The following is a 17,276-nucleotide window of genomic DNA, read 5'->3' as shown; positions in this document are numbered from 1 at the left end:
GTAGATAATAGTTTATTTAACAATTGAGTTAATTTGAATTCCGACAAATTAAACTTCTATGCCTCAACTCCTCCCCGATACCTTTCTAAACAATACCACACAGCTATACTTGCCTCAGGTACAGGCAAGGTCTATGGTACTGTATGGCTTGGTGCTGCTGGCGGTGGTAGGAGCGGCAATAGCCGCTTTTTTTGTTACAATAGATGTATCGTTTACGGCAGCCGGCATGGTACGATCCAAAGCAGAAAAAACAGAAATACATTCTCCGTTAAACGGGCGGGTAATGAGCGTTTGGGTGCAGGAAAATCAAGCAGTGCGCACAGGCGATACTCTCCTTACCTTGGCCCCTGATGTACTTGATGAAAAACTGCGTCAGGTTCGATCTCAACAGGCTCAATATGCACAATTGGTCACGGATTTAACTTTTTTGACTAACCTCGATCAAAATATATCAAAGGCCTGGGGCAATACTTCTTTTCGAACTTCATTGTATGCGCAGCAATACAATCAACTACGGGCTCAGTTGGAAGAAAATGAAGTAAGGAGCCATAAAGTAGCCAAAGAACTGAAAGCCGATACGTACCTGCACAGTGAAAAAGTACTGGCTACCCGCGAGTTGGACGCCAAACAAGCCGAATACGACCAACTTCAGAAAGAACACCAACTGCTCATTGAGCGGCAGGGAAGCCTGTGGGAAGCCGACCTCAACGCTCACCGCCTCACTTTAAGCCAACTCAAAACGGAAGAAATGCAACTCCGAAAAGAGCGGGCACTGTATACGCTGCGAGCCCCCGTATCAGGTACGGTGCAACAATGGGCAGGGAAATACGAGGGGAGTTTTGTACAGGCAGGCGAATCCCTGGGCATCCTTTCCCCCGATTCAAGTTTGTTGGTGGAATGCTATGTCAGGCCATCTGATATGGGGCTGTTGAAACTTAATCAACCTGTGTTATTTCAAATGGACGCCCTCAACTACCGTGAGTGGGGATTGGCCAAGGGTGTAGTGATTGATATTGCCAACGATTTTACGGTACCATCAACATCAAGTACTTCAACACCGGGCGATGCCTTTTTTCGAGTCAAATGCCGTCTCGAAACGGCCGGATTAAAACTTCAAAATGGCTATGAATTACGTCTGCAAAAAGGTATGACCTTGCAGGCACGCTTTGTGATAATCCGCCGCACCTTAGCACAATTGCTGTTTGATAAAGCGGAAGATTGGCTAAATCCAAACCAAATAGATACAAAAAAGTAGCTTCTTAAGAAGAAAAGAGCCACAGGCAGGAGTTCATGAAAAAACGAACACAAATAAAACAACACGATAGCACGGATTGTGGTGCGGCCTGTTTGGCATCAGTAGCAGCCCACTACAAACTTCGAATGCCCATTGCGCGGATTCGCCAATATGCCAATACCGACAAAAGAGGTACGAATGTGCTCGGAATGATCGAAGCAGCCAACAAATTGGGTTTTCAGGCAAAAGGTGTAAAAGGCAGTCCCGAAAGCTTGAAAAAAATACCTAAACCCGCCATTGCACACGTTATTATATCCTCATCGTCCCTCCCAAACGGGCAGCCTGCCGAAGTACCGGTGGCGGGACTGCACCATTACATCGTTATTTATGAGGTTACAGACAAACACCTCACCGTCATGGACCCCGCCGATGGAAAAATTTCCCGGAAGACCCATGAGGCATTTTTGAAAATGTGGACAGGGGTATTGGTATTACTCCTACCCAATGAAGATTTTCAGCAAGGCAATGAAAAAATATCCGTGGCCGCACGGTTTTGGCAGCTCATTCGTCCGCATCGTTCGGTGATGTTGGAAGCCCTTTTTGGAGCAATCATTTATACCATTCTTGGGCTTGCCACTTCCATTTATGTCCAAAAAATCGTGGATAATGTATTGGTGGAAGGCAATCGCAATTTGTTGAATTTGATGAGTATCGGCATGTTGATCATCGTTGTTCTTCAGTTGTTCATTGGTTCGACAAAATCGCTTTTTGCCCTCAAAACAGGTCAACAAATTGACGCTCAATTAATTTTAGGCTATTACAAGCATCTACTCAAATTGCCTCAATCGTTTTTTGACACGATGCGAGTAGGTGAAATCATTTCTCGTGTCAACGACGCCGTCAAAATCAGAGTTTTTATCAATGATATTGCACTCAATTTGATCGTAGATATTTTTATTGTGCTGTTTTCTTTTGGATTGATGTTTACCTATGATTGGAAATTGGCGATGCTCATGTTGGCAATCATTCCTTTCTACGTTATTACGTATTTCATTGCAAACCGCTTTAATCGCAAAAACCAACGAAAATTGATGGAAAGTGGTGCAGAACTGGAAGCACAGTTGGTTGAATCATTAAATAATGTTGCTACCATCAAACGTTTTGGCGTTGAGGAATTTACCAATCTTAAAACTGAAAATCACTTTGTACGTTTACTGCGCACCGTTTTTCATACGGCTACTCAAGGTCTTTACATTGGCAACGCATCGGCGCTGATCACAGGTATTTTTACAATTCTTTTACTTTGGGTTGGTTCAGGATTTGTGTTAGACAACGCGTTGACTCCGGGAGAACTGCTTTCGTTCTATTCCTTGATAGGGTATTTTACAGGACCCGCCTCGGGTCTTATCGGTATGAACAAAACCTTGCAGGAGGCGCTCATTGCTGCCGACCGCCTGTTTGAAATCATGGATATGGAACGCGAATCCGGCGATAACAAACTCCGGCTAACATCCGATATGTTGGGGGATATTCTGTTTAAAGAAGTGTCATTCCGCTATGGGGCGCGTGTGGCCGTATTTGATAAATTGAATTTACTGATTCCGCAAGGCAAAATCACAGCAGTGGTAGGCGAAAGCGGAAGTGGAAAATCTACATTACTATCGCTTCTCCAAAACCTATATCCATTGCGTGAAGGAGCTATTTACATTGGAAATTATGACATCAACTACCTCGACAATGCAAGCTTACGACAAATCGTGAGCGTTGTACCGCAACAAATCGACCTGTTTGCCGGAACAATCGTTGAAAATATTGCGGTGGGAGAATATGAGCCCGACATGAAAAAACTTATTTTTTACTGCAACCTGTTGGGTATTACTGACTTTATTGAGAAACTACCCAATGGCTTTCAAACACAATTGGGAGAACGAGGCGCAAACCTCTCAGGAGGTCAACGACAACGATTAGCTATTGCAAGAGCATTATACCGCACTCCTCACATCCTGATTTTGGACGAGGCTACTTCGGCGTTAGATTCTATTTCGGAGCAGTTTGTACAACGCACCATCCAACTACTGCGCCAAGAGGGTATTACCGTCATTTTGATTGCTCACCGCATGAGCACAGTAAAGAACGCTGACAAAATTGCCGTACTGCATGAGGGTAAACTTCTTGAAGAAGGTACACATCAACAATTAATGATCAGCACAAATGGACGGTATAAAACGCTTTGGGAGCAGCAAAGCGGGCCTGTAATGTACAATTAGCGGCTTTTATTTTTGTCTTTATAATTAGGCGATTTACTTAAAATATTCTTGGCGGCACTTCTACTCTATTTTTTGGCAATATACCTTATTGCTCTTTTATTTTCATACCCAACAAATCTTTATATACCTACCAGACATGTTGTTTTTTTATACAAAAAATTATATGATTATTGTCATTTAATATAAAATTTACAGGTATTTTCTTGACTATTAAGAAAATAATAAAGTATTTTCTCTAAAAGCTACACATTCAAATGCACCATTTTTTTTAAATAGTTAAAAAAATATACCTTATTGACTGCGTATTTAATTACTAATTCCATCTAAACTCTCACACTATAAATTGCTTATAAGAATGTAGAAAATCAGTTTCGCCATTTTCATTCTTCATAGCATTATTTGGCATATAATTTTGGTTTAGAAAAGTCTGTTCATTAGAAAATAAACAATACAAAATGATATTTTTTATAAAAAATACATCTATTTTTGTACAAAATCTAACATAGCCTATATTTTTAATTACAAAATTCAATAAAAAATGGCATATTTAATGTCTTTTAAATCTATTGTTTTTCAATCGAAAAAGTTTTCAATAAAATCAATTGAAGGTAAAACAGGCGCTCTGCTTCAGCCTTTGTCAGTGGCAATTTTCGGGCTTTCATTCTTCCAAAACCAATTGTTCGGTAGCCTTATTTTTTTACAGAGTACAGTTATAAAATTTGCTTTTTTTACATCAACACTCGGCTTTTTCCTGGTAAGTGTTTTTGAATTCAGTCCGGTAAAATACAGCAAATTATTTGTTAAATCTTTTATTAAAGTATTTTCACTTTGGGTATTCGTTTTAGTTTTTAATCTTGTTTTTTTAATATTTAGGAACCAAGCAGAAGAAATAGTGAAATTTGATTTGACACTGAATCACACCGTTTCATTTTTGTGGCTTTTTTTGCTTCATTATATTATTAATGTTATTCATAAGAATAATTAGCCTATTCATCCATTTTTGTCATTGATAACAGCAGCCGGCATTTTATTTTTAAAACGATAGATAGTTCATTGCTTATTTTTTGGGTGGAAATTAAACGCCACTGTTTTTACCCTTTTGCCGGCAGTTCCGTCTGACAGGCGCTCTTCCAAAACCATCGCCTGAGCCGTTGGCAGGTCAAATACTTCCTGCATCGTACGAATGGAGGCCGCAGGTACACCTTTTTTCTCTAATTTTTCGAGTAAGGAAACTGCCTCAAAATGAACGATTTTCTCGGCCAATACTTTATTCAATGCCTCCCGGTTTTTGACCCGTGCTACATTAGTATTAAATGATTCATCCTTTAAGAGGCCGGGCAAATCCAGTATTTCACACAAATGTTTAAACTGCTTTTCGGTGCCTACGGCCAATAAAACGGCCTTCCCATTGTGGCACTGATACATATCTCCATAGGGTGCGATATTCGGATGCTTCGTTCCCATTCGTTGCGGAATATAGCCTTCCATGAGCCAATTTGTAGCCTGATTGACCAATGATGCTACCGCTGATTCAAACAACGACGTAGAAACATACGACCCTTCCCCAGTTTGCATACGGTGCAGCAACGCCAATAAGATCCCCTCTTTTAACTGGTGCGCCGCCAACACATCGATCAGCGCAACGGGCATTTTAACGGGTGGGCCGTCGGCCTCGCCATTCATGTATAAAAACCCGGCTTCGGCTTGCAGCACTACATCAAAAGCGGGTCGTTCGCTGTGCTCGTCGAAAGCATTGAGTTGTGCAAAGATCAATCGGGAATTAAGTTTGGAAAGTGTTTCGTAATCAACTCCCAACTTTTGCGCTACTTTCGTACGGTAATTAGTGATCACTATATCGGCATCCCGGAGTAATTCGCACACCTGTTCGCGGCCACCAGCTTCCTCTAAATCAAGCAGATACGTTTTTTTATTCCAATTGACGGAGGCATAATAAGCGGAATACGGAGAAGCAGGGTCTTCTGACGGCAGTTTCCACGTACGGGTCATATCACCGCCCGTTTTTTTATTCTCTATCTTTATCACTTCGGCTCCTAATTCGGCAAAAAACATTCCAACGGCGGGCCCTGCCAAAACGCTCGCCAATTCCACCACTTTTAGTTGATTTTTAAAAAATTGCTCCGTCATCTCTTTCGCTTATTTGTCCCCAATTTGCCAACTATTCTTTGATTTTCAGTAATGATTCGGTTACTTTACCAACTCTTACTCATCTTAAAATCAGATTGAAACCATGAATGAAGGCTATAACCCCGAGGAAATCAAATTATTAAAAGAAGAGTGTCAGGAAGCCGGCACCAACTTCATTCATTGTGACGACGAAGATGTCAGCACCTCAGAAAACGGCGAGTTGGCTCATGTCCAGTTTATAGGCAGTTACAAAGGTCAGGAGGTAATTTATGATGCCATTATCTATACGTTACGCCTTCACCACAGTAGTTTAGTCTACGAAAAAGCCGTAGAACAAGCTCAAAAAGTATATCCCGATTATTTGCCGTTGGATGAACGTGCACCAGGTTATAAAATCAGTCCTACGATTGAAGAAGAAGCGGAAGAACTTATCACCGAACTCATCGAATCCATTGAGGAAGAAGAAGAAGTGAAAGTAAAAGAACATTTGGAGATCGAGCCTGAATTTGAATACGGCGTAGGGTTGGATGCCTGTCTGAACATTGAAGCAATAACAGATGACGTAGTCACAAAATTTATCGAAGATTTTAACCACGGGCGTTTGAAATTAGATACCACTTTATATTCTTTCACCAGTTCTGAAGAAGACGAAGATTAGTTGACCCCATTCAACAAAAAAGGACGAGGAGCATCCTCGTCCTTTTTTGCAATAATTCAATAAAATTCTCATCCGCTGTTTTTGGGCAAACGAGAGACCGGTAGACCCGGTTTTGGGCAGACGCAAGGCCTACCCCTACATTTTCGATTGTTTGGCGAATGCCAAATAAACGCCCAATCCCAACATCATCACACCCGTAACTTTGTTTTGGATGCGCGAAAAGTGAGGAAGTTGGTTTAAATAATTCCCTGCTTTTCCAAAAAGTACCGCTACCGCTGCATTAACCAACGTTCCCGAAACGTTGAACCAAACCCCTAAACCCAATACCTGCCACTTGAAATCTTCGGAATGAACATTTGCGAACTGGGGCAGAAAAGCGAGAAAAAACAATGCCACCTTGGGATTCAGTACATTCGTATAAACGCCTTGCCAAAAGATCTTTTTCAGCGGCGTTGCTTCAAGAGCAGCCTGCGTTGACAACGTGTTTTTGCTTAGCAATGAGGTAATTCCTAAATAACACAAATAGCCTACTCCCAGAAATTTGACGACATTAAAGGCAACTGCTGACTCGGCGATCAATACCGAAAGTCCCAAAACTGCCGCAAATGTATGCACCAAACATCCGCCCGCAATTCCTAAAGCCGACACAATACCCGCCTTGGTTCCCTGTGTAGTACTGCGCGTAGCCACATAAATCATGTCGGCGCCGGGTGTCAGGTTGAGCATTAATGTAGCAAAAGCAAAAAGCAGGAAATCTTGAACGTTCATAAGCGGGTTGTAAACACTAATTGAGGCTGATCTTCTTAACTAACTCTTCCAATTGATTGGCTGTTAAATTTACAAAATTCCCGGTTACGTGTCTTTTGTTGTAGGCAATAAAAGTATTTTCCACCAATGGGTTAATGCGGTACAGAAAAGCCGTTGAGCGATCGCTTACATGGGGAACGTACGCTAAAGCGACATTTTGCAAGTTGTTCTTTTGGGCAAAATCGCTTAAAAGCTGTTCTATTTCGGCTTTCGATTTTCGGTCAGGATTGGTGTAAATAATGAATGTTCGGGCTTCATTCGCTCCTTTCTGCCTCATTTCTACCTCCAATCGTTGGGCAACTGCTCCCAATTTATCTAAATTTTTATTCACCCAGATCATTACGCCTCTTGAACGGATTCCGTATTTACACATGGGGCAGGCTTTAGTGCCTTTGTCAGGTCCCCACACGTGTACGGGATCAAAAGCGGGGCATTCTGTGCCGGTCAATAAACCTGAATTTTGAGTCTGTTTGTCATATTGAGGATGTAATACAATGTCGCGTCGACCGTTCAAAACTCCTTTTTCCATGTGCAGATCTACTCCTCCATAGCGAATATATCCCGAAGAAACCTCCATTTTGTACCAATAAGATTCCGTCAATAAAGGATCTCCTTTAAACAAAAAATCGTCCATGTAGTAACATTCCTTTTGTGTTGGTGCTTTGACATAAAAATGGATACGGGCAGGTTCTTTTCGATTGGGATAAGGTGCCGGCTTTATACTGCGAATCTCATATTCGCCTTTGGCGTTGGTTTTGAGCCAACCACGGCAATAGCCATGCCACCACGCGTGGCTTTTACGGTCTTTTGTCCCGATCTTGGCGTATTTTCCTGTAGCATTGGTGTGATAAAAATACATCAGTACATTGGCTGCGGGTGTTTTTCCGTCAGACAGAAATACCTGCCCGCGAATTACCATGCGTTGGCCTTTGGCCGAATCGGGAGCAACGTGTGTTATATGGGTGAGTTTTTCAGATTTTACTTCGTCAAATACGCAACAATCACAGGAAGGGAGTTCGTTTTGAGCTTTAACAAGCCGGCTTTGTACGCACAAAAAGAGGATAAACAAAAAAGGGAAGAATCGAGTGTTCATGATAGTATGTGCTTTTTAAAAAGCCATAAATAATAGTACCAAAGAATTAAAATAAAATCTCTCTACCGGTAATTTGGCACATTCTTCCCGAGAATAATATCCCTTTTCCCCATCCAAGTTCCTTTTTCGTTTTTCGTTAGCGTAATTATGCCCGAACCTCCTCGATTTTGGGCACTGTCTCGGTCTTTTTGAGTTAATAAAGAATCTCCTTCAAATTGGTATTCATCAATCCAATACTCATTTTTAGTGGGCTCTTTGATAATGGGGTGGATATGTGCGGCAAACTTTCTGATCGGATAAGCTGCGGGTCGGATGGAATTGAATTTGTAGCGTCCCTGTGCGTCAGTTTTCACCCAGCCGCGCAAATGACCGTGTCGGCGGCCATGTACCTGTGTAGCAGCAGGTGTATATTCGCCTTTTACGTCAGTATGATACACGTACAAAATCACGCCGGAGGCAGGCGTTTTGCCGTCTTTTTGATAAATGATTCCGCTGATTTCCATACGCTCACCTGCTTCTTCAGCGTCGGCAATGGTCGTTTGCCAACTCAGTTCTTTAGGCATTCCTTCATAGATCAGTTCACAATTTTCACAGCTTCCGCCTACTTTTTGGGCTTGAGAAAAACCACAGACGGAAAGCAAAATCAAGAGAACAGGAAGTTTTTTCATGGCAGTATCGAGTTGATTGATGATACAAACCAAAAAGAATTCCGGAAGAAGGGCTAATTTATTAGGTGAGATGTCAAAATTCCTTGACATCTCACCCTTTTTGCAAGATTAGTTCTCTCCGCCTTTTTTGTCATCATTACTGATGCTTTTTTTCTGACGTTGTGACTGATTCGTCATCTTACCAAACTCATACGAAAAGCTTATCCGCCAGCCACGGTTGAAATATTTGCTGCTGCCTTCCTGTACAAAACTTGACGACGAGATGTACGTTTTTTGTTGAATGTAGGGAGCAAAGAAATTGTCTAAGCCCAAGCTTACAGAGCCTTTTTTGTTCAGCACTTCTTTTTGCAGCGCCAGATTATAATACGCATAACCGCTCATTTTCCCCTGTAACATTACACGTGGAGAGTTGAAAAATCCGAAGAATTGACCTTTGAATCCTTTACCAAAATCATAGGTCGAATTCATATTGATGCGGTACATCCAATTGGAATTTTGGGCTTGCAAAGCAGGGCTGTTCAGAATGTTATAATACAGGTTGAAAGAGCCGTTGGTTGAAAACTTCTTCTTGATCTTGGTGGTGGCACTCAGCGTAAGGCCGTACGATATATTTTGTGAAATATTTAAAAAGTTCGTATTGCTTACTCCTTCGCTGTTCACGGTCCGGATACGCTCAATGGCATTGTTAGTCTGCCGCATGAAAAACGTCGTATTGATCGATGACTCTTTGATATATACGTTATAGCTTGCTTCGGCGCTGTGAGTCAGCTCAGGTTTGAGGTAAGGGTTTCCCGAAAACGTCGATTTAGGTTCACTGGCGTTAACATACGGGTTCAGATACCACAACATAGGACGCTGAATTCGTTGTGAGTAGCTTATTTTTATTTTTTGATTTTTGGGTAAATTTCTCGACAGGCTGATGTTGGGGATGATGTTGCCGTAATTGTTCGAAAAAGGCACTTTCCCCGCCAAAAATTCTGCCTGAATAAACGTATGTTCGTACCTTGCGCCGGCATTGATCCCCCATTTTTTCTTGGAGGTACGTGAGTATGCAATGTACCCGGAAGCCACTTGCTGATTGTAATCAAACACATTGGCGAGAGAAGGCACATCCACAAAATTAGACGAGCCGTCGAGCGCAGTAGCTACTTGGTAATCACTTTTTACGTTCCGTAAAATGGTCTTTGCCCCTACCTCCAACGTGCTTACGCTATCCAACGGATTAGTAAAATCGATTTGCATTGTTCCTTCATAGTTGCGGCTGATATTTGGGCTTTTTTCGCGGTAATAAACGATGCTTTCGGCGTTGAGTTGGTCGAGGTTGTAATAACTGTCTTCCGCTTCTTTGGAAAACATGGTCAGGATATTAAATTCTTTCTTTGGCTTTTTGAATGTCTTGTTATAATCAATGTTCAACGTACCGCCGTCCCAATCATAAATACGGTATAACTTTCTGGTAAACAAGGACTTTTCACCGTACTGACTTGTAAAATCATTGATATAATCGAAATTCATGGCGTTTTTACCATCGTAAAAATTCAATCCCGCGCTCAAACGATTCAACGTATCAATGTCCCATTCGGCCGAGATCGTACCGTACAGGTTCTCGCCGCCGCCTCTGAAATACGTATTTTGAATCAATTTGGTCTGATAATTTTCCACCATTGACGTACGGATCAGGCTATTTTCTCCCTGATTTCGCCATTTGTTAAAACCGCCGCGCGCCGTAATTCCAAAAGTTTTTTTACGATAATTAAGTGAACCGTTATAGTTGTCATTCCACCGGCCAAACGACGTATTTGCTTTTCCGTTAATACCCTGTAGAGTGTTGCGTTTGGTAATGATATTGATGATACCGGCGGTGCCTTCGGCATCGTATTTTGCAGAAGGTGAAGTGATTACCTCAATTTGTTTGATATCATCGGCGGGAATGAGTTTGAGCACATCGGCAATGCTTTTTGCCATAAGGTTGGACGGTTTATTGTTGATCAACACTTTGATGTTCGAACTTCCGCGCAGTTCCACATTTCCGTCCAAGTCTACCGCAATAGAGGGAATTTTGCGTAAGACATCGCCCGCGTTGCCGCCCTTGATCGTGATGTCTTTTTCGGCATTATATACCAAGCGGTCGGGTCTGTCTTCAAACAATGCTTTTTGCTCCACTACCTTTACTTCGCTGAGTTGTTGGGCTGCCTGAGCAAATGAAATAACACCCAGATCCAAGTCATTTGCCTGCGTAACCGTCACATTCTGAATCGTTTTATCGTTGTAGCCAACAAACGTAACTTTAACCTGATACATGCCTTCAGCTACTTTTGAAAACGTGAATTTGCCGGTTACATCGGAGGTTGTTCCTTCCACGATTTTGCTGTCTTTCAAAAGCGCGATGGTGGCAAACTCAACGGGTTTGCGGGCGGTAGAATCAAGGATAAATCCTGTGATCTTTGATTTTTGGGCAAACGAAGTCCCGATCAACCCTATGCATAGGGTCAGGAAGAATAAGTGTTTCATCTTTTAAAATGGTTGGCTGATAGTAGGTTTTTGAGTTGGCTGTATGTTAATATGTTAGGAGGTTTTGTTGCGCTTGTCCATTGTGAATACTGCAATTACAGGAAATGGTTACAGCAAAGTGGTGATTATTTTAAGAATGTTGCATGAGCCCTCCTTTTTTTTCGTCTTTACCCGATTTATTCTTTTTTATTTAGCGCTCAATGTCCAAACATCACCGCCCCAATTGTGCTTGCCATCGGTATGTTTTCCGCTGAATAGCCACAGTTTATTTTTAAAAACCACACTTATTCCGCCACTTCTAACGGCCCGGGGAGCATTTTTCAATAAAGGTCTTATGGCATTTCCGCACAGGCTGCTCCCCACAAAACAGCCAAAAGCGGAAAGGGTTTGCGAGTAACTTTTACTGACGTTTACTATCAGGATGGCTGCAAAAAAAATCAACTTTTTCATGATGAACAGTTTTAAAGTTTTACCACTCTGACATCATTTATTGCATTGGTTTCCAGTACCCAAAGACCACCTTTTTTGTCAACAATACCGCCCGTCGGCATCCATGTACCCGGAGTTTGATAAACTGTCGAAACCCGACCGTCGGGAGCTATTTTTTTGACGTTCTTTTTACCGGTAACTGCTACGTAAATATTCCCGCCGGCATCGTCCCACATCCCAAAAATACTGTTATTGGGTTTTCGTTTAGGCTCCTCGCCTTTGACGCCATCTAAATCCTGAGTCACAATCACCGCTTTTCTATCTACCATTTTACAGAGATCGTTGTCGTCAACGTAGTAAAAAGTACCGTCTTTGCGGCAAAACTGCCAACGTACATCTTTGGTTGGTACAGTAGCAAGCCATTCCACTTTTTGGTCAGGCGAAATTTTCATCCAGTCGCTGCCATTTTTGCTGCTGATAAGGCGGTACATATTGCCGGCAGCATCGCGTACAAAGCTATAGTTTTGCAAAAAGCCCTCAGTAGTAGGTTTTATCTTCGTAAATTTGCCTTCAGCGCCATATTTCCATACATAGTGGCCCCATTTATCGGTAGTTTCTCCTTCGTACCAAAGGTGTTCACCGTACAGATTATCATGGGCATCCATGTAGAGTTCGTGTGTATGCACGTTGGGAACAACTATTGTTTTTGATTTTCCATCGGATGAAATTTTCCAAATGCGCTTGAGATCTGTGTAAAAAATCTCCCCTTTTGAATTACTGACTATCCCAATGCCCGGATGGGCGAGGGTCGTCAACGTTAAGAACAGCCCCATGATGCCGCTTACAAAGATCGTTTTCATTTTCTCAGGCGTTGTGTTTGACGAATCAAAACAACGAAGAGGCTTTCAATAAGGAAAAATAGTTTGGTAACATGTCGAAAATTCTTGATGTCACGTCTTTTTATCATTTGATGTAACTTTTTTGGCGGCGCATATCCGAATTGCCTAACTTTCAACATGGAAAAATTTTTCAGATACCGTCTCGACCACGTACTGTTCTGGATTGCCACAATTTCGTTTCATGCCTACAATCGCAGTAATATCATTTATGATTTGAGCGTAAGTGATTTTGTAGGGGAACTATTGGTGCGTAACATTCTTCTGGCAGGCGTTATTTACGGTAATCTATGGGTATTGATTCCCCGTTTTTTCGATACTAAGCGTTACGGATTGTATTTTTTAACCCTTTCAGGAATCGTTTTAGGCTATGTATTTCTTAAAAATCTCCACGACATGTACCTCTACGGCTATGTGTTAGGCGATGTAGAGCGGCAATCGTTGTTGACCAATACATTCTACAATCTATCCATTGCCGTTTTTTACGCTATTTTCAGTATGGCAATATGGCTGAGTCGAGAGTGGTTCTATCAGCGGGAATTGGTCCAACAGATCAGAAATGAACAATTAATTACCGAATTACAGTATTTGAAATCGCAGATCAATCCACACATTGTCTTTAACACGCTCAATCTGATCTATGGATCTATTCATAAAACCAATCCCGAAGCCCGGCATTTGGTGGTACAGTTCTCAGATCTGTTACGCTATCAATTGTATGAATGTAACGTTGAAAAAGTACCTATCCAAAAAGAGATCGAGTACCTGAAAAACTACGTAAACCTCCAACGATTACGTAAAAATGACAACTTGAACGTAAGCCTTACGCTTAAAGATGAACTCAAAGGAGTGTCCGTAGCACCTTTGCTTTTTTCTCCTTTTGTTGAAAATGCATTTAAATACGTAAGCAATCATGAAGTTAAGCCCAATTGCATTACCATCCAACTGGCTTTAACGAATAACGCACTGATATTCAACTGCTATAATACCAAAAACGGTAAAATATCAAAAACCACCGATGGCTCAGGAGGTATTGGAATTGCGAACGTAAAACGGCGATTGGAGTTGCTGTATCCGCAACAACACCAACTGAAAATTACCGAAGAAACGGATAGATTTGAAGTAGATTTGAAGATAGTTTTATAGCTCATTTCATGAAGATCAAATGCCTTATCATTGACGACGAACCCGTAGCCCGCAAAATCATGCAGGAGTTTGTCGAAGAATTGGAATGGTTTCAGCTCATTGGCCAAGCCGAAAGCCCCTTGAAAGCCATTAACCTAATGGCACAGAATTCTGTAGACTTATTGTTTCTGGATATTGAACTGCCTCAAATGAGCGGACTTGAATTGCTCAAGAATTTCACCAATCCACCCGTCGTCATTATCACCACGGCGTATCCACATTATGCCCTTGAAGGATTTGAGTTGGATGTGTTGGACTACTTATTAAAGCCCATTTCTATGGAGCGTTTTCTGAAATCGGCCCTGAAAGCCAAAACGTTTTTCGAACAAAAAAACAAAACTTCATCTCCTTCGGCAGATTATTTTTTCATCAAATGCGACGGCAAAATAGAACGCATTGAGATCCGTGATTTGCTCTACGTCAAAGCATTGGAAAATTATATAATTATTCAAACGGCCCAACGAAAATTTCTTACCTATCTGACCATGAAAGGATTGGAAGAATATTTACCCACCGAACAATTTGTCAAGATCCATAAATCTTACCTTGTTCCCATTGCTAAAATTGACCGCATCGAAGGGAATGAAGTACAGATCGGCAATGAAAAATTACCCCTAAGCAGAAACCTTCGTGCGGATGTCCTTCAACGTATTGATGAAAAATTGGTAAAAAGGTAAGGCTTCATGCCCAAGCACCGGAACTGTGTGTATTTTTTGGGCTAAAATGAATCCTAAACAGGATATAAAACAAAAAAAATGAATGTTTTTCCGCTACAATTATTTATTTTTTTACTCTTCCAGGCAGAGAAAGTAAGTCAAAACAGCATAAGCCAACTCCCTTAAAAAGCATTCAAAGCAACCGTTATTTCTCACTCCGGCTCTAAATTCGTCCCACCCTGATATAATTTGGCACACGATACTAATTATCCGGCGATAAGTTTGGCATAATTATAGTAGCTATAAAAATCGTTTCCCGATACGGACAAAAAATATACCTTTGTGGTAAACTGGCAAATAATACCTTAATTTGATATTTATTATTTGTCTAATTTGCGCTTAATCGTAATTAATTTAATCATTACCCACAATTATCTTATTCCCTTGACTAGTATTATCTTTTCGCAAGTCAGAATTAAGAAAAAAATTACACTCAACGAAATGAAAAGCTCGGTAATTTTTAATCTAACCTCTAACTGCTTTGTATTAGCATGAACACTTTACCTACCGGTGAATTAAATTATAGTGACGACGAAAATCCGACATTGGAAATCCGAATTCTAAAGAAAGATGCTGATAAAGTTTTTCAACTTTTAGTTCAAAGAGAAATTTCTTTCAGTTGTTTTCAGGACAAAAAAATCCATGAGCCTTTGTCTCAGGTATCCTCCAAAACTTCCGGCATTTACCCTGCCAAAAAAGTGAGTCTATCCATCATGGAGCAACTTTCGAACCTTCACAAAGAAGTAACGAATCACATTACCAGCAAAATACCTTCTGTTCAGGAAGCCTCCGAACGGCTTGGACTCAGCCAGTCAAAGTTTAAAACGATTTTCAAAAAAGTTTACAAAGAGCCTTACTACCAATACTTTAAGACGCAAAAACTGATTCAGGCTAAAAACCTGATCGAAAGGGAAGAATATTCGGTCAAGGAGGTTTCTGAGTTGTTGGGATACTCAGAGCCCATAAAATTTATTCTGGTATTTAAGAAGCGTTACCGAATTACGCCGGGGAAATTAAAAACCAAATATCCCCACGAGTTTGCGGCCACAAAAACGCAACCATAACTTTTTAATAAATGCAGAGAGTGATTTTTACCGCTCTCTGCATTTTATTTTATAGGGGAATATTTCCGTGTTTTTTCTTAGGAAGTGTTGCCACTTTATTTTCGAGCATTTTAAAAACTCTGAGCAGTTTTTCTCTGGTTTGCTCAGGATAGATCACTTCATCAATGTACCCGCGATGCGCGGCTCGGTAAGGGTTGGCAAACTTTGTGGTATATTCCTGTATCTTTTCCTGCAATTTGGCCGCCGGGTCTTCGGCCTCGGCTATTTCTTTTTTGAAGATGATCTCGGCTGCGCCCCCTGCTCCCATCACCGCGATCTCGGCACTTGGCCAAGCGTAATTCATGTCGGCACCAATGTGTTTTGAGTTCATTACGTCGTAAGCACCGCCGTACGCTTTGCGTGTAATGACCGTTACGCGCGGTACCGTTGCTTCGCAGAAAGCATACAATAACTTGGCGCCGTTTGTGATGATGGCATTCCACTCCTGATCGGTACCGGGCAAAAACCCCGGAACATCTTCCAAGACAAGTAAAGGAATATTGAAGCTATCGCAAAAACGAACAAATCGAGCGCCTTTTGTACTTGAATCAATATCCAACACACCCGCCAAAACGGCAGGCTGATTGGCCACAATCCCAATGCTGCGGCCACCCAAACGGGCAAAGCCTACCACGATATTTTCGGCAAAATATTTATGTACTTCCCAAAAACTGCCTCCGTCCACAATTTCATCAATCACCTCGCGCATATCGTAGGGCTGGTTGGGATTGTCGGGAATCAAGGTAGTTAGTTTTGTTCTTTTTTCGTCGCCGCCGGTATACGGAAGCATGGGAACATCTTCTTCGCAATTTTGGGGTATGTAACTCAGCAGCTTGCGAATATCCGTGATGCATTCTACTTCATTGGCACTCACAAAATGCGTTACGCCCGACTTCGTAGCGTGAGTCATGGCACCGCCAAGTTCTTCCGAAGTAACATCTTCATGGGTCACCGTTTTCACTACGTTAGGGCCCGTTACAAACATATAAGACGTATTTTCAACCATCATGATAAAATCCGTAATGGCCGGCGAATACACCGCTCCCCCCGCACATGGTCCCATGATGGCCGAAATCTGCGGAATAACACCCGAAGCCAGCGTATTACGATAAAAAATATCGGCATAACCCGCCAACGACAATACGCCTTCCTGAATTCGGGCGCCACCTGAGTCGTTCAAGCCAATCACCGGCGCGCCGTTTTTCATGGCCAGATCCATGATCTTGCAAATTTTTTCGGCGTGCGTTTCAGATAAAGAACCTCCAAAAACCGTAAAATCCTGCGCAAAGACATAGACCAATCGTCCTTCAATGGTACCGTAACCGGTAATAACGCCATCTCCCAGATAATACTCTTTGTCTAAACCAAAGTCTTTGCAGCGGTGCATGACAAACTTACCTATCTCTTCAAACGAGCCTGTATCCATCAACAATTCTACCCGCTCGCGGGCGTGTAACTTGCCTTTTTTATGTTGTTGTTCAATCCGTTTTACGCCGCCGCCGAGCAATGCTTCTTCGTTTTTAGCGTCTAAAACTTGATTCCGATTCGCAGGTTGGTTCGTCAT

The 17,276-nt window shown here is 41.8% G+C and carries 15 protein-coding genes; 7 read left to right on the top strand and 8 right to left on the bottom strand.

The annotated features are described in order from the left end of the window. Positions 1–58 precede the first annotated feature (58 nt). The 3 genes from ACQY73_RS27725 (at position 59) to ACQY73_RS27715 (ending at position 4,486) form a co-directional block, all read left to right on the top strand. Positions 59–1,255, top strand: a complete 1,197-nt coding sequence (locus ACQY73_RS27725) for an HlyD family secretion protein (protein ID WP_428657427.1) — start codon at positions 59–61, stop codon at positions 1,253–1,255. A 35-nt stretch (positions 1,256–1,290) separates the two neighbouring features. Then, positions 1,291–3,501, top strand: a complete 2,211-nt coding sequence (locus tag ACQY73_RS27720) for a peptidase domain-containing ABC transporter (protein ID WP_428657426.1) — start codon at positions 1,291–1,293, stop codon at positions 3,499–3,501. A gap of 538 nt (positions 3,502–4,039) precedes the next feature. Further along, entirely contained in the window at positions 4,040–4,486 is a 447-nt protein-coding gene (locus ACQY73_RS27715; protein ID WP_428657425.1) for a hypothetical protein, read from the top strand. A 65-nt stretch (positions 4,487–4,551) separates the two neighbouring features. On the opposite strand, the gene ACQY73_RS27710 is transcribed toward ACQY73_RS27715, so the two are convergent. Continuing rightward, on the bottom strand, positions 4,552–5,646 hold the full coding sequence (locus ACQY73_RS27710; protein ID WP_428657424.1) for a CaiB/BaiF CoA transferase family protein: 1,095 nt from the start codon (positions 5,644–5,646) through the stop codon (positions 4,552–4,554). A 103-nt stretch (positions 5,647–5,749) separates the two neighbouring features. Here ACQY73_RS27710 and ACQY73_RS27705 point away from each other — a divergent pair, with 103 nt between their 5' ends. Then, a complete protein-coding gene (locus ACQY73_RS27705) occupies positions 5,750–6,304 on the top strand; it encodes a hypothetical protein (protein ID WP_428657423.1) in 555 nt (184 codons plus the stop codon). A 135-nt stretch (positions 6,305–6,439) separates the two neighbouring features. Here ACQY73_RS27705 and ACQY73_RS27700 read toward each other — a convergent pair whose 3' ends face one another. From ACQY73_RS27700 to ACQY73_RS27675, 6 genes are all read right to left on the bottom strand, one after another. Next, positions 6,440–7,072 (bottom strand): LysE family translocator, encoded by a 633-nt coding sequence (locus ACQY73_RS27700; RefSeq protein ID WP_428657422.1) that lies wholly within the window; start codon positions 7,070–7,072, stop codon positions 6,440–6,442. 16 nt (positions 7,073–7,088) lie between these two features. Beyond that, entirely contained in the window at positions 7,089–8,204 is a 1,116-nt protein-coding gene (locus ACQY73_RS27695) for a hypothetical protein (RefSeq protein ID WP_428657421.1), read from the bottom strand. 62 nt (positions 8,205–8,266) lie between these two features. Next, complete coding sequence (locus ACQY73_RS27690; protein ID WP_428657420.1) at positions 8,267–8,962, bottom strand: intradiol ring-cleavage dioxygenase; 696 nt, start codon at positions 8,960–8,962, stop codon at positions 8,267–8,269. 18 nt (positions 8,963–8,980) lie between these two features. Then, positions 8,981–11,383, bottom strand: a complete 2,403-nt coding sequence (locus tag ACQY73_RS27685; protein WP_428657419.1) for a TonB-dependent receptor domain-containing protein — start codon at positions 11,381–11,383, stop codon at positions 8,981–8,983. Between the two features lie 186 nt (positions 11,384–11,569). Then, entirely contained in the window at positions 11,570–11,833 is a 264-nt protein-coding gene (locus ACQY73_RS27680; protein WP_428657418.1) for a hypothetical protein, read from the bottom strand. A gap of 11 nt (positions 11,834–11,844) precedes the next feature. Then, positions 11,845–12,672, bottom strand: a complete 828-nt coding sequence (locus ACQY73_RS27675; protein ID WP_428657417.1) for a hypothetical protein — start codon at positions 12,670–12,672, stop codon at positions 11,845–11,847. A 156-nt stretch (positions 12,673–12,828) separates the two neighbouring features. Here ACQY73_RS27675 and ACQY73_RS27670 point away from each other — a divergent pair, with 156 nt between their 5' ends. The 3 genes from ACQY73_RS27670 to ACQY73_RS27660 all read left to right on the top strand — a co-directional run bounded on the left by ACQY73_RS27670 (position 12,829) and on the right by ACQY73_RS27660 (position 15,673). Then, on the top strand, positions 12,829–13,854 hold the full coding sequence (locus tag ACQY73_RS27670) for a sensor histidine kinase (protein ID WP_428657416.1): 1,026 nt from the start codon (positions 12,829–12,831) through the stop codon (positions 13,852–13,854). An 8-nt stretch (positions 13,855–13,862) separates the two neighbouring features. Then, positions 13,863–14,570, top strand: coding sequence for a LytR/AlgR family response regulator transcription factor (locus ACQY73_RS27665; RefSeq protein ID WP_428657415.1), 708 nt, complete (start codon positions 13,863–13,865; stop codon positions 14,568–14,570). Positions 14,571–15,100: 530 nt separating this feature from the next. Further along, entirely contained in the window at positions 15,101–15,673 is a 573-nt protein-coding gene (locus ACQY73_RS27660; RefSeq protein ID WP_428657414.1) for a helix-turn-helix domain-containing protein, read from the top strand. Between the two features lie 49 nt (positions 15,674–15,722). On the opposite strand, the gene ACQY73_RS27655 is transcribed toward ACQY73_RS27660, so the two are convergent. Beyond that, a complete protein-coding gene (locus ACQY73_RS27655) occupies positions 15,723–17,276 on the bottom strand; it encodes an acyl-CoA carboxylase subunit beta (RefSeq protein ID WP_428657413.1) in 1,554 nt (517 codons plus the stop codon).

The sequence above is a fragment of the Runella sp. genome, assembly GCF_965279615.1.
Lineage (GTDB): Bacteria > Bacteroidota > Bacteroidia > Cytophagales > Spirosomataceae > Runella.
This window is presented reverse-complemented; position numbering and strand designations above follow the sequence as displayed.

What these genes read in the sequence shown, in the direction of transcription:
- ACQY73_RS27685 (WP_428657419.1), bottom strand. Translation starts at nt 11,383, where the DNA reads ATGAAACACTTATTCTTCCTGACCCTATGCATAGGGTTGATCGGGACT.
- ACQY73_RS27700 (WP_428657422.1), bottom strand. Translation starts at nt 7,072, where the DNA reads ATGAACGTTCAAGATTTCCTGCTTTTTGCTTTTGCTACATTAATGCTC.
- ACQY73_RS27705 (WP_428657423.1), top strand. Translation starts at nt 5,750, where the DNA reads ATGAATGAAGGCTATAACCCCGAGGAAATCAAATTATTAAAAGAAGAG.
- ACQY73_RS27655 (WP_428657413.1), bottom strand. Translation starts at nt 17,276, where the DNA reads ATGACGAACCAACCTGCGAATCGGAATCAAGTTTTAGACGCTAAAAAC.
- ACQY73_RS27695 (WP_428657421.1), bottom strand. Translation starts at nt 8,204, where the DNA reads ATGAACACTCGATTCTTCCCTTTTTTGTTTATCCTCTTTTTGTGCGTA.
- ACQY73_RS27725 (WP_428657427.1), top strand. Translation starts at nt 59, where the DNA reads ATGCCTCAACTCCTCCCCGATACCTTTCTAAACAATACCACACAGCTA.
- ACQY73_RS27720 (WP_428657426.1), top strand. Translation starts at nt 1,291, where the DNA reads ATGAAAAAACGAACACAAATAAAACAACACGATAGCACGGATTGTGGT.
- ACQY73_RS27715 (WP_428657425.1), top strand. Translation starts at nt 4,040, where the DNA reads ATGGCATATTTAATGTCTTTTAAATCTATTGTTTTTCAATCGAAAAAG.
- ACQY73_RS27665 (WP_428657415.1), top strand. Translation starts at nt 13,863, where the DNA reads ATGAAGATCAAATGCCTTATCATTGACGACGAACCCGTAGCCCGCAAA.
- ACQY73_RS27660 (WP_428657414.1), top strand. Translation starts at nt 15,101, where the DNA reads ATGAACACTTTACCTACCGGTGAATTAAATTATAGTGACGACGAAAAT.
- ACQY73_RS27680 (WP_428657418.1), bottom strand. Translation starts at nt 11,833, where the DNA reads ATGAAAAAGTTGATTTTTTTTGCAGCCATCCTGATAGTAAACGTCAGT.
- ACQY73_RS27675 (WP_428657417.1), bottom strand. Translation starts at nt 12,672, where the DNA reads ATGAAAACGATCTTTGTAAGCGGCATCATGGGGCTGTTCTTAACGTTG.
- ACQY73_RS27690 (WP_428657420.1), bottom strand. Translation starts at nt 8,962, where the DNA reads ATGTCAAGGAATTTTGACATCTCACCTAATAAATTAGCCCTTCTTCCG.
- ACQY73_RS27670 (WP_428657416.1), top strand. Translation starts at nt 12,829, where the DNA reads ATGGAAAAATTTTTCAGATACCGTCTCGACCACGTACTGTTCTGGATT.
- ACQY73_RS27710 (WP_428657424.1), bottom strand. Translation starts at nt 5,646, where the DNA reads ATGACGGAGCAATTTTTTAAAAATCAACTAAAAGTGGTGGAATTGGCG.